The 13,045-nt window shown below is 56.6% G+C and carries 9 protein-coding genes and 1 tRNA gene; all 10 read right to left on the reverse strand.

The annotated features are described in order from the left end of the window. Window positions 1–16 precede the first annotated feature (16 nt). The 10 genes from ACPT9Q_RS03865 to ACPT9Q_RS03910 all read right to left on the reverse strand — a co-directional run bounded on the left by ACPT9Q_RS03865 (window position 17) and on the right by ACPT9Q_RS03910 (window position 13,045). Window positions 17–91: transfer RNA gene (locus tag ACPT9Q_RS03865), tRNA-Asn, on the reverse strand. Window positions 92–118: 27 nt separating this feature from the next. Beyond that, on the reverse strand, window positions 119–1,210 hold the full coding sequence (rpoD, locus tag ACPT9Q_RS03870) for an RNA polymerase sigma factor RpoD (protein ID WP_017890492.1): 1,092 nt from the start codon (window positions 1,208–1,210) through the stop codon (window positions 119–121). A gap of 18 nt (window positions 1,211–1,228) precedes the next feature. Next, entirely contained in the window at window positions 1,229–2,989 is a 1,761-nt protein-coding gene (gene dnaG / locus ACPT9Q_RS03875; protein WP_427366398.1) for a DNA primase, read from the reverse strand. A 50-nt stretch (window positions 2,990–3,039) separates the two neighbouring features. Further along, on the reverse strand, window positions 3,040–5,004 hold the full coding sequence (locus ACPT9Q_RS03880; RefSeq protein ID WP_017873089.1) for a sodium-translocating pyrophosphatase: 1,965 nt from the start codon (window positions 5,002–5,004) through the stop codon (window positions 3,040–3,042). A gap of 15 nt (window positions 5,005–5,019) precedes the next feature. Then, window positions 5,020–6,084 carry a deoxyguanosinetriphosphate triphosphohydrolase gene (locus tag ACPT9Q_RS03885; protein ID WP_427366399.1) on the reverse strand — a complete coding sequence of 355 codons (1,065 nt, stop codon included), beginning with the start codon at window positions 6,082–6,084 and terminating at the stop codon, window positions 5,020–5,022. A 37-nt stretch (window positions 6,085–6,121) separates the two neighbouring features. Continuing rightward, window positions 6,122–8,785, reverse strand: a complete 2,664-nt coding sequence (gene ppdK / locus ACPT9Q_RS03890) for a pyruvate, phosphate dikinase (RefSeq protein ID WP_017873087.1) — start codon at window positions 8,783–8,785, stop codon at window positions 6,122–6,124. Then, window positions 8,782–9,645 carry a kinase/pyrophosphorylase gene (locus tag ACPT9Q_RS03895; protein WP_017873086.1) on the reverse strand — a complete coding sequence of 288 codons (864 nt, stop codon included), beginning with the start codon at window positions 9,643–9,645 and terminating at the stop codon, window positions 8,782–8,784. Before ACPT9Q_RS03895 ends, ppdK begins: the two co-directional genes overlap by 4 nt. Continuing rightward, window positions 9,638–11,740 carry a glycine--tRNA ligase subunit beta gene (gene glyS, locus ACPT9Q_RS03900; protein ID WP_427366400.1) on the reverse strand — a complete coding sequence of 701 codons (2,103 nt, stop codon included), beginning with the start codon at window positions 11,738–11,740 and terminating at the stop codon, window positions 9,638–9,640. Before glyS ends, ACPT9Q_RS03895 begins: the two co-directional genes overlap by 8 nt. Next, on the reverse strand, window positions 11,733–12,626 hold the full coding sequence (gene glyQ, locus ACPT9Q_RS03905; protein ID WP_017873084.1) for a glycine--tRNA ligase subunit alpha: 894 nt from the start codon (window positions 12,624–12,626) through the stop codon (window positions 11,733–11,735). Before glyQ ends, glyS begins: the two co-directional genes overlap by 8 nt. Window positions 12,627–12,862: 236 nt before the next feature. Further along, entirely contained in the window at window positions 12,863–13,045 is a 183-nt protein-coding gene (locus ACPT9Q_RS03910) for a hypothetical protein (RefSeq protein WP_427366401.1), read from the reverse strand.

The following is a 13,045-nucleotide window of genomic DNA, read 5'->3' on the forward strand; positions in this document are numbered from 1 at the left end:
CTCCCTGAAAAAGCAATGGCTCCCCGGGCAGGACTCGAACCTGCAACCATCCGGTTAACAGCCGGACGCTCTACCATTGAGCTACCGAGGAGCGACCCAAGTACAGATTATAAAAACGTCAATCGGATTCGTCAAGATAGTCCCGAAGCTTTTTGCTCCGGCTGGGGTGGCGGAGCTTGCGCAGGGCTTTGGCTTCAATCTGGCGGATGCGCTCCCGGGTGACTCCGAAAATCTGCCCGACCTCTTCAAGGGTATGAGGCTTCCCATCCTCAAGGCCAAAGCGAAGCTTCAGGACTTTTCGTTCCCGCTCGGTGAGGGTATTGAGGACATTCTCAAGCTGCTCCCGCAAAAGGGAATACGACGCTGCCTGCGGTGGTGCCATGATCCCCGTGTCCTCGATGAAATCGCCGAGGTGACTGTCCTCCTCTTCCCCAATGGGGGTTTCCAGGGACAGCGGTTCCTGGGCAGTTTTCAGAATTTCCCGCACCTTCTCCGGAGTGATGCCCATGCGCTCAGCAATTTCCTCGGGAGTGGGCTCGCGGCCGAGTTCCTGCGTCAGCTGGCGGCTCACCCGGACGAGTTTGTTGATGGTCTCCACCATGTGCACGGGAATGCGGATGGTCCGGGCCTGATCAGCGATGGCCCTTGTAATGGCCTGACGAATCCACCAGGTGGCATATGTTGAGAACTTGTACCCTTTGCGGTAGTCGAACTTCTCCACTGCCCGGATAAGCCCGAGATTCCCCTCCTGGATGAGGTCAAGGAAGAGCATACCCCGGCCAACGTAGCGCTTGGCGATGCTCACCACAAGTCGGAGATTCGCTTCGATGAGCTTCTTCTTTGCCTCCTGATCTCCCTGTTCAATACGCTTGGCAAGCTCTACCTCTTCTTCGGGGGTGAGCAACGGTACCTGACCGATTTCCTTCAGGTACATCTTGACCGGGTCGTCTGCACCAATCCCTCGAACGTCCTCAATCTGCCAGTCTTCAGCCTCAAGAGCCGGAACTTCCTCCCGAAAAATTTCTTCGTCGGAAACCTCGATGCCGAGTTCCGAGAGCGTGTCGTACACGTCGTCGAGCTTGTCGACGTTGACCGCGTCATCCCCCAGGATATCGTTGAGCTCCTTGAAGGTTACGTACCCTTTCCGTTTACCACTCTCAACAAGCGAAGCAATCTCCTGAGAGGTCTTCTTTTTGCCGTTCCCGCTCAAGGCTCCTTCTCTCCTCTCTCACGTCGTGGTTCTCCGGAGTTTCTCCCGCTCCTGCACCAGGGCATGGTACCTTCTCCAGCCCTCCGGATCGTCAGAGCGCCTGAGCTCTTCCCGGAGGCTCCGAATTTTTTGCTCAAGCGACGAAAGCTTCACCTGGCGGATGAGGTCCTCCACAAGGTCCTCTCGAGAAGCACAGGCAAATTCCTCCCGGGAAGCGATCTCTCCGATGAGCGCCTGAATGCCCTCTTCTCCTTGGAAAACGTCCACAAGGTCCGAAAGGGTGAACGCCTCTTTTGAAGAAAGATGCATGATGGCCTGAAAAATTCGCTGGTGCTCCGGCTTCTGGAAGTGGTCCCGGTCGATGACCTCCACAATCCTCCCCCGCAGCGTCGCATCATCGAAACACGCTCGAAGCAACATCTTTTCAGCCTGTACCCATCCGGGTTCAGGAATCCCGCGGGGAAGCGCACCTCCAGGTACCCCAAAGTCTTCCCTCCCGAGCACCCGCTCCACGAGGACCTCATCAACACCAACCCGCTCAGCGAGGAATCTCACCCGCAAAGCCCGTTCCACCGGGTCTTTCGTCGCTTCAATAAACGGCGCCATACCCCGGATGACTCTGGCTTTTGACTCCAGAGAAGTATAACCACAGTTCTTCAGCAATAATTCCAGAGCATACTCAAAAAACGGCTGAGCTTTGCCGAGGAGTTCCAGAAACGCCTCTTTACCATTTTCCCGAAGGAAGCTATCAGGGTCATACGACAATGGCAAAGTCACAATGTCCACCGCAAGCCCCCGCTCATATAGCACCGTCATCCCCCGGGCCGTTGCCTGTTGTCCAGCCTGGTCAGCATCGTAACAGAGCACCACCCGCTCGGTATACCTCCGAAGGAGCCCGGCCTGTTCCCGGGTAAGCGCCGTTCCCATGGAGGCAACGCAATTCTTCACGCCGTACTCAAAAAGGGTGAGGCAATCCATGTACCCCTCAACGAGGATGGCAAAACGCTGCCTCACGATGGCGTCTCTGGTAGCAAAAAGTCCATAGAGGTGGCGACCCTTCGTGAAGAGAGGAGTATCGGCACTGTTGATGTACTTGGGTTCACCCTCTCCAAGAACCCTCCCCGCAAACCCGATGATTCTCCCCTGGGCATCATGGAGCGCAAAGGTAATCCTTCCCCGGAAGCGGTCAAGGAGTTCACCCCGTTTTGTGACCACACCCAGCCCCACACGGAGAATCTCCTGTCCCGAGAAACCTTCCCCAAGTAGCCGGGTAATAAGCTCTTTCCCCAGAGATGGAGAAAACCCGAGAGAGAAGATTTCCCGGACTCCCTCACCCAGCCCTCGCTTCTTCACGAGGTATTCCCTGGCCCGGCACGCCTCCTCACTTTTCCCCACCTCAAGACACTCCCGGTAATACCGATTGGCAGACTCAAGCAGCCGGAATAGTCGTTCCCGCTCCCGGAGAGACGATGACGCTCCCCGGAAAGCGGAAGGGAGTTCCACCCCGCAGCGTTCTGCCAGGAAAGCCACCGCCTCGGGAAAGGTCAGGCGCTCCATGCGCATGACAAAGGTGAAAATGTTCCCCCCTGCACCACAGCCAAAGCAGTAGAAAATGCCTTTCTCCGGAGAAACGGTAAAAGAGGGCGTGCGCTCTTCATGAAACGGACAGAGAGCCCGGAAGTTCCGGCCCGAGGGACGGAGCTCCACATATTGAGAGATGAGCTCCACGATATCCACACGGGCTTTAATTTCCTCCAGGTACTCCTCGGGGATGAACATACGCCCACCCTGTGTTGTCCCGGAGGGGCAGCTGCCCCTCCGGGTGAAGGTTACCGCATAAAGAGGGGGGCAAAGACCAGTGCCACAATGGACATGAGCTTGATAAGGATGTTGAGGGAAGGTCCTGCAGTATCCTTGAAGGGGTCTCCAACGGTGTCGCCCACGACCGCTGCGGCGTGCGTTGGTGTGCCCTTGCCACCGAGGTTTCCCGCTTCAATGTACTTCTTCGCATTATCCCAGGCACCACCGGCGTTGGCCATCATGATGGCAAGCATAAGTCCACTGATGATGGCTCCCGCCAGAAGCCCACCCAGAGCCTCACGGCCAAGCACAAGTCCCACAACAAGGGGCACCACTACAGCCAGAACGCCGGGGAGAATCATCCGGGAAATGGCCCCACGGGTGCTGATGTCCACGCACCGGGCGTAATCTGGACGAGCTTTCCCTTCCATGAGCCCCTTGATTTCCCGGAACTGCCGGCGCACTTCTTCAACCATCTGGAATGCCGCCCTTCCCACCGCCTTCATGGCAAGGGAAGAAAAGAGGAAGGGCATCATGCCACCCACAAAAAGCCCCACCACTGTATGGGGATGCAGAAGGTCCATGCTCCGAAGTCCCACAGCCTGCCCGTAGGCGGCAAAAAGCCCCATGGCGGTGAGTGCCGCAGAGCCAATGGCAAAGCCCTTGCCGATGGCTGCAGTGGTATTACCCAGAGCATCGAGGGAATCGGTGATTTTCCGAACCTCAGGACCCAGGCCAGCCATTTCGGCAATACCTCCGGCGTTGTCGGCCACCGGTCCGTAGGCATCAACAGAGACAATGATACCGGTGATTGAGAGCATACCAAGACCGGCAATGGCAATCCCATACATCCCGGCTGCCCAGTAGGCTACAAGGATCGCGCCACAGATGACAAGCAGCGGCAAAACCGCACTCTCCATGCCCAGGGCAAGACCGCTGATAATGGTGGTCGCCGCGCCCGTCTGTGATGCCTGGGCAAGTTCCCGGGTGGGTTTGAACTCGCTTGAGGTGTAGTACTCAGAGAGGAGCCCAATGGCCACACCGGCAACGAGTCCTGCAACCGTGGCCACAAACGGCCCAAGACCCCGGAAAAGGAGAAGGGAAGCAATGAGGCTAAAGACCACGATGAGCCCACTGCTCACGTAGGTCCCCCGGTTCAAGGCCGCCGCAAGCCCTTTCTCATCTCGAGCGCTCACAAAGAACGTCCCGATAATTGAAGCAATGACTCCAAGCCCTGCAATGAGGAGGGGGTACAGGAGTCCTGCGGTGTTTTCCGCCAAAGCCGTTCCGAGAACCATTGCCGCGATGATGGATCCAACGTAGGACTCAAAGAGGTCTGCTCCCATTCCAGCCACGTCTCCGACGTTATCCCCCACGTTATCGGCGATAACCGCAGGGTTTCTGGGGTCATCCTCAGGAATACCCGCCTCAACCTTCCCCACAAGGTCTGCCCCAACATCAGCAGCCTTGGTGTAAATCCCCCCACCAACACGGGCGAAAAGGGCCACAGAACTTGCGCCCAGGGCAAAGCCGTTGATAATCTGGGCATCCCGGATGATGGCGTAGAGTATCCCAAGACCCAGAAGCCCAAAACCCACCACACACATCCCCATGACCGCTCCCGCTGAGAAAGCAACCCGCAAAGCAGGATTGGCTCCCTGGGTTGCGGCCTGAGCCGTCCGGGCGTTGCTACGGGTGGCAATGCGCATACCCACAAAGCCAGCCATGACGGAGCAGAAAGCGCCAACCAAGAAACACCCTGCCGTCACCCAGCCACGGGCAAAGCCCAAAACGACAAACATCACCGCAACGAACACCACAAGGAAGCTGTACTCTCGCTTCAGGAAAGCCATGGCGCCTTCCTGAACAGCCCGGGAAATCTCCTGCATTTTCTCATTCCCAGGGCTGAACGCGTTGATCCGGCGAATGAGCGTTACGGCAAAGAGCACAGCAATGAGACCGGCGACTGGAGTAAAGTACACGACTCCTCCCATACTGGACACCTCCCTTTAGCGAATTCTCCACCCCTCTTGCGGCCACGAAGAGGGAATGAAATACTTCCGGTAGATGTATAGAGCATAGCGGTCGGTCATCCCCGAGATGAAATCGCAGATGACCGTTCCCAGGTCTTCCTGTCTTTTCTGGGCGAAGGCGTACTCCGTCTCGAGGACTTCGGGGTGCTCGGTAAAGAACTCATAAAGATGCTTCACCAGGCGTTTGGCTTTCTCCCGCTCCTGCCACTGTTCAGGACCAAAGTACACCCGCTCAAAGAGGAAATTCCGAAGGGTTTCTGTCGCTTCCTGGACCCGTTCACTCATGCGGATTTCCGGGCGCTCGAAACTCTCGATAACGACATCCCGAACCATGGTGTTGATGCGTTCCCTGTGGGTCTCTCCCAAAACAGCGATGGCCTTTTTGGGGAGCTCCTCAAAGCGGATGACCCGGGCCCGCAGGGCATCGTCGATATCATGGTTCACATAAGCGATGACGTCTGCCCAGCGCACTACCTGCCCCTCAAGCGTTGCCGGAAGGTCCTCGGGGGAAGCGGTGAGGCATGCAAGATGCGTTTTCGAGTGCCTCACAATTCCATCCCGCACCTCCCAGGTGAGGTTCAGACCTTCCCCATCCCGCTCGAGGTAATCCACAACCCGGAGGCTCTGCTCGTTGTGTTTGAACCCTCCTGGGTGAACCTCATTCAGCGCTTCTTCCCCAGCATGACCAAAGGGGGTGTGCCCGAGGTCATGCCCAAGGCTTATGGCCTCCACCAGGTCTTCGTTGAGGCGAAGCGCCCTGGCAATGGTGCGGGCAATTTGCGAAACCTCAAGCGTGTGGGTGAGACGGGTCCGGTAGTGATCCCCTTCAGGGCTCAAAAATACCTGGCTTTTGTGCTTGAGACGGCGGAAAGCCTTGCTGTGGAGAATACGGTCCCGGTCCCGCTGGAAACAGGTCCGGAGCTCGCATTCCCTCTCTTCCCTTGCCCGCCCCCGTGTTCTGGTACTCAAGGTAGCAAAAGGAGAGAGCAACTCTCTCTCCTTCTCTTCAAGGAAACACTTGATGCTCTGAATGTCCACCATGGCTTCAAGGCAGGCGGGATCACCCCCGCCTGCTCCCTCACAGGTTGAATTTCGCCTCTTTCTCGACGTCTTCAAGTGCAGCGTGAGCGGCAGCCAGCCGGGCAATGGGAACCCGGAAGGGCGAACAGCTCACGTAGTTCAGACCAATCTTGTGGCAGAAGGCCACAGATTTCGGTTCTCCACCATGCTCACCGCAGATGCCGCACTTGAGGTTCGAACGGGTTTTGCGGCCCTTCTCAACAGCCATCTGCATGAGCTGTCCCACGCCCTCCTGGTCAAGGACCTGGAAGGGATCTTCGGGAAGGATGCCGTTCTCTTCGTAGAAGAAGAGGAACTTCCCTTCAGCGTCGTCACGGCTGTAGCCAAAGGTCATCTGGGTGAGGTCGTTGGTACCGAAAGAGAAGAACTCGGCGTATTCAGCAATCTGGTCAGCAACAAGCGCTGCTCTGGGCACTTCGATCATGGTACCGAAGCTGTAGCTTATGGAAACGCCCTGCTCTTGCAGGACCTTCTGGGCAACTTCGTCGAGCTTCTCTTTAAGAACTTTGATTTCGTTTTTATGACCCACAAGGGGAATCATAATTTCGGGGATGACCTTGACGCCCTCTTTGGTGAGCTCACACGCTGCTTCCATAATAGCGCGAACCTGCATCTCAGCAATCTCAGGATAGAGGATGATCAAACGGCATCCCCGAAGACCCATCATGGGGTTAGCCTCATGGAGGTTCCGGACGATCTTCAGGAGTTTCTCCTTCTCCTCAAGCTCCGGTCCAGTGACACCCTTGGCCCGGAGGGTAGCAACTTCCACAAGAAGGTCTTCGAGTCTCGGCAGGAACTCATGGAGCGGTGGGTCGATGAGCCGGATGGTGACCGGTTTCCCTTCCATGACCCGAAAGATTTCCTTGAAATCGCCCTTCTGCATGGGCTCAATGTGGGCAAGGGCCTCTTTCCGCTCCTCCAGGGTCTGGGCCATAATCATCTTCTGGACCCAGGGGAGACGGTCCGGAGCCATGAACATGTGCTCGGTCCGGCAAAGACCGATGCCTTCCGCGCCGAATTCCAGCGCCTTCCTCGCATCAGCGGGTGTGTCGGCGTTGGCTCGAACACCGAGTTTACGGAATTTATCGGCCCAGGAAAGGAGCACCTTGAACTCCTCAGAAAGCTGAGGCGGGATGGTGCGGACCTGGCCAAGGATAACCTCGCCAGTGCTCCCGTCGATAGTGATGTACTCACCCTCTTTCACCACCACGTCGCCGACGGTAAACTCCCGCTTGTCGAGATCGATCTTAATGGCTTCGCATCCGGCCACACAGGGTTTTCCCATGCCTCGGGCCACAACGGCCGCATGGCTCGTCATGCCACCACGGCTTGTGAGGACACCCTGAGCCGCCACCACACCGTGGATGTCGTCAGGAGTGGTCTCCGGACGAACGAGGATGACCTTTTCACCGGCGTTGCCAAGTTTCTCCGCCTCATCGGCATCAAAGACCACCTTTCCGGAAGCAGCACCAGGAGACGCAGGAAGCCCCTTGGCAAGGACCTTGAGAGGCTGACTCCGGTCGATTTGCGGGTGGAGGAGCTGGTTGATCTGGCCTGGTTCCACACGTTTCACAGCGGTCTTTTCGTCAATGAGCCCTTCCCGGACCATGTCCACAGCAATTTTGATGGCTGCCTGAGCCGTCCGTTTCCCAGTTCGGGTCTGGAGGAGGTAGAGCTTGCCGCGCTCGATGGTGAACTCGAAGTCCTGCATGTCCTTGTAGTGCTTTTCAAGAATTTCGTAAACCTTCTTGAGCTCCTCAAACGCCTGGGGGAGTTCCTTTTCCATTTCCTTGATGGGTTTGGGAGTCCGGATACCGGCAACGACGTCCTCACCCTGGGCGTTCAGGAGGTACTCACCGTAGTACTCCTTCTCTCCCGTAGAGGGGTTCCGGGTGAAGCCAACGCCCGTTCCGGAGTCAAAGCCCATGTTGCCGAAGACCATCATCTGAACGTTGACGGCGGTTCCCCAGTCCTCGGGGATATTATGGATTTTCCGGTAGGTGATGGCGCGCTTGTTGTTCCAGGAGAGGAATACTGCGTTGATCGCCCGCCGGAGCTGCTCCCACGGGTCCTGGGGGAAGTCCTCACCGGTGTTCTCCTTGTAGAGCTTCTTGTACTTCTCGACGACCTTCTTCAGCGCCTCGGCATCGAGATCTGTATCCTGCTTTGCTCCAACCTCTTCTTTCACCTCGTCGAGAACTGCCTCAAACTTCGAATGGTCCACGCCCATGACGACGTTGCCGAACATCTGGATGAAGCGGCGGTAACAGTCGTAGGCAAAGCGCTCATTGGAGGTGAGGCGGGCAAGACCCTTCACCACCTCGTCATTGAGTCCCAGGTTCAGGATGGTGTCCATCATTCCGGGCATGGATGCGGGAGCCCCGGATCGGACGGAAACCAGGAGAGGATTGTTGGGGTCACCGAATTTCTTTCCGGTCTTTTCCTCGAGCATCTTGAGGCTCTTTTTGACCTCTTCTTCAAGCCCCTCAGGCCAGGTCTGGTTGTTCTTGTAAAAGTGTGAACACGCCTCTGTGGTGATGGTGAAGCCAGGAGGCACAGGAAGACCGATGCGGGTCATTTCCGCAAGGTTTGCTCCCTTACCCCCAAGGAGGAGCTTCATCGAAGCGTCCCCTTCGCCAAAGAAGTACACGTACTTCTTCATGCCTGTTCCTCCCTTTTCTTTTTGATGTATTCAAAAATCTTTCCCACCACGTCGTGCACCGAAAGGTGGGTGATATCAATGACTGGACAACGAAGACGCCGGTAAATCCCCCGGGCAAAGGCAAGCTCTTCCTTTACCCGTTCAAGACTTGCTTTCTCCATGAGACAGTATAGCCCCAGTGCCTTGATCCGCTCAAGACGGAGCTCACTCAAATACTGGGGGTCCATGTCGATACCCACAACGAGCGCCCTTGCGCTTCCCCCCACCACTTCTTCAAAGTTTATTGGAAGAGGGAGATTCGGGTCAAGCATGACGTACCCACATTTGATGCTCTTTTCGGCCAGTCGCAGAATGCACTCATCTCGGTGCGGATACCAAACAGTGAGCAGAACCACATCGGCCTGGTCCAGATTCGATACGCTGAATCCAGTGCTTTTCTCCATGGCGTATTCGATGGCCTCAAGGCGTTCGGCCACGTTCTCCTCCCGCTGGAGAATCCCGGGAATTCCCCGGGGCTTTCGGAGGCTTACCCGCTTCAGCGCCTCCACCATCGGCCCAAGGACATCCAAAGCGATGACGCTGCGGTTGGCCGCCTCTGCCCGCAGAACCCGTGCCAGGTCCTCGTTGACCACCGTGTAGACCACGATGTCCTTTCCCACCCGCACCATGTCCATGATATTGTAGATTTCCTCCTCACTCCGCACGTGAGTGAATCGGAGAACGTTCACCCGGGGGAGCTCAAACTGCAAAAGCGCAGCCTGGACCACAGAGAAGGCGGTTTTCCCCGTTCCGTCGGAAATGACGAAAATGTTAAAGTCGTCGCTTGCCCCCTGAATCTCGTGGTCCTCGAACTCAGACAACCCCTGCTCCCTCCTCCACCACGATGAGCGAAAGGTCGGCAAAATCGGCGAAGAGTTCGACGATACGCCGCATGAGTCCCAGGCGATTTCTCCGAAGAGCTTCATCCTCACACATGACGAGAACCCTGTCGAAGAAGCGGTTCAGGGGAGGGACAATGTCCCGGAAAACTTCTACGGCCTTCCGGTACTCTCCCCGGGTGAGCGACCCTCGCACCTCGCCCTCGATGTTCTGGAGTGCCCGGTACAGGTCTTTCTCGGCCGCTTCCACAAGAAGGGATTCCTGAACCTCCCGACCCTCGAAATTCCGGGAAATGTTGTACGCCCTGGTGAAACCGGTGACGATTTCAGCAAGGAGCACCCGGTCCCTCTCGAAAAGCTCCTGCAGGAATTCGACGCGTCTTGCAAGCTCGTACAGATCGTCGGTCTTTCCAGCAAACACCGCGTTCACCACCGAATAGTGCTTCCCTCCCTCAAGGAGGAAGGAGCGCAACCGCTGCAGGAGGAAACGCTGCACCTCTTCCTTCGGGTTGGGAATCCGGGGAGTGAACCCCTGAGTGGCAAGGAGCGCCAGGTTCCTGGCAATCCACTCCGGAAGGGGACAGTACCACTGGCGAACAAGCAGAATATCGACAATCCCCTGTCCCATACGGCGCAATCCCAGAGGATCCTGAGACCCCGTGGGAATTCTCCCGAGAGCAAAACTCGAGACGATAGTGTCCATCTTATCGGCCAGGGCAAGGATGCTCCCCAGGGTCGTTTCAGGGAAACGACCGTCAGGTGAGGGGAGGTAGCTCTCCTCAATGGCTAAGGCGACTTCTTCCTGTTCTCCCGAGAGCGCCGCGTACACCCGCCCCATGTACCCCTGGAGCTCTGGAAACTCCCGGACCATTGACGACACCAGGTCAGCCTTGGAAAGGAAAGCTGCTCTCCTCAGCAAGGCGATTTCCGCCTCACTGCGCTGTAGTACTTCCCCAAGATACGTTACAAGCTCCACAAGACGTTCGGTCTTCTCGTACATGCTTCCCAGGTCTTCCTGGAATACCACGCCCTTCAGGGCTTCCACCCGATCAGCAAGACGGTGCTTCCGGTCTTCCTCGAAGAAAAAGAGCGCATCCTCAAGGCGGGCCCGCAGAACTCGTTCATTCCCCTGGATGATTTTCTCTGACCCATCGCAGGGTCGATTGATCACCACGAAGAAGAAGGGGCGGAGATTCCCTTCGCTATCGCAGGCAGCAAAATACCGCTGGTGATGCTTCATGACGGTGATCAAAAGCCGGGGCGGCAGGGAGAGGTATTTCTCGCTAAAGCGACCTACTAAAACGTCGGGGTACTCCACGAGGAAGTTCACTTCTTCAAGAAGCTCCTCATCCCGCAACCAGTGCACGCCGACTTCCTGAGCACGCCGGGAGAGGGCTTCCTCTATGCGGGCTCGCCGTTTCTTCGGGTCCACCACAACCCCGGCCTCCTGGAGCACCTTCTCATACGCCCGTGCCTCAGGAACAGGTAGTGGCGCAGGAGCCAGGAAGCGATGCCCCCGGGTGTGGCGGGAAGCCACAACTCCTGCAATGGAGAGGGAGATTTCTTCCCTGCCGAGGAGCACCACAAGCCACCGGATGGGACGGACAAAGCGAAAATGCCCCTCTCCCCAGAGCATGGACCGGGAAAACTCCAGGGAGGCGACAAAGCTCGAAAGCGCCTCGGGGAACACTTCCTTCACAGGCCGTCCTTCCTCGAACTTTCGGCCGAAAATATACGTTCCCCGCTCAGTTTCACGGACAAAAAGGTTCTCCAGAGCAATACCCTGGGTCCGGGCAAAAGCCAGCGCTGGGGGCAACCAGGTGCCATCCTCGGCCATTCCCACCTTTTTCGCCGGACCTTTAACCTCCCGAACAACCGGCTCCTGGGAGAGCCCCACACCCCAGGCATACACGGCAATCCTCCGGGGGGTTCCCCACACCTGGAACCCCTCACAGGGGATGCGAAACTTCTTAAGCATTTCCCCAAATTTCCCCTCGACCTCAGAAAAAATCTCCTGGATGAGGCTTGTGGGAAGTTCCTCAACACCGATTTCAAACAGGAAGTCTTCTCTATCCATGAGTCACTGTCACCGCCATTTTCTGACACCAGGGAAATCCCAGAGCCTCTCGCTTTTTAAGGTAAAGCTGCGCACACTGGTTGGCGAGCTGCCGGATTCTCCCCATGTACTGGCTCCGCTCAAGAACACTCATCCCTCCCCGGGCATCGAGGAGGTTAAAGGTATGGGAACATTTGAGGATGTAGTCATAGGCAGGGAGCACGAGTTCCCGCGCAAGGAGTCGCTGGGCTTCTTTCTCGTAGCACTCAAAGAGGGCAAAAAGCGTCTCAGGGTCGCTTTCTTCGAAGCTGTATATGGAATGCTCCCGCTCTTCCTGAAGCCGGATATCGCCGTAGGTAAGGTACTCGTTCCACTGAACCTCGAAGACATTGTCCTTCTCCTGGAGGTACATGGCAATGCGCTCAAGACCATAGGTGATCTCAACCGAAATCGGTTTGAGATCTATGCCTCCAGCCTGCTGGAAATAGGTGAACTGGGTGATCTCCATACCATCAAGCCACACTTCCCAGCCAAGCCCCCAGGCTCCCAGGGTCGGCGATTCCCAGTTATCCTCCACAAAGCGGATATCGTGTGCTCTGGGGTCAATACCGAGGGCAAAGAGGCTTTCGAGGTAGAGATCCTGAATGTCGTCAGGGGAGGGCTTGATGATGACCTGGAACTGGTAGTGCTCATAGAGGCGGTTGGGGTTCTCCCCGTATCGGCCATCGGTGGGACGGCGAGAGGGCTCGCAGTAGGCCACTCTCCAGGGCTCGGGACCCAGAACTCGCAAAAAAGTCGCCGGATTCATGGTCCCGGCACCAACTTCCACATCGTACGGCTGCGCAATAATACACCCCTGTCGCTTCCAGTAGTCGCTCAAAGCGAGAATGATATCCTGAAAATACACAACACTCCCCCCAGCTCCATCAGAGGAACACTATATCAGGGAGAACAGGGTCTGTCAACTCAACCTGAAGGAGTGATAGCGTCAACTTATTGTAGGGATATTTTTGAAAACCCTCTCCATGGTTTCATTTCCTGATCTACCTTCCTTTCCCTCACTCATCCAGATTACAGTCTTTCATATCACAGGAACCCAGGACATATCTTGGGTCAGGGCCTTGAGGGTCATACGCAGAGCACTCACGCTTTGCGCATCACCGGGATGTTGTTATAGACTTCCCGGAACACCTCTTTCCCCCTCTCCTTCTCTTTCTTGATGGTCTCAGGGGAAAGGGTGAAGGGAGGAAGTTTCTGCCTTTGGGTTCTCAGGAAGTCGTGCTGCACTGAGCACCCGTTGAACTTCAAAGCTCGGAGGTAGCTCAT

The sequence above is a fragment of the Candidatus Caldatribacterium saccharofermentans genome, assembly GCF_050267035.1.
Taxonomy (GTDB): Bacteria; Atribacterota; Atribacteria; order Atribacterales; family Caldatribacteriaceae; genus Caldatribacterium; species Caldatribacterium saccharofermentans.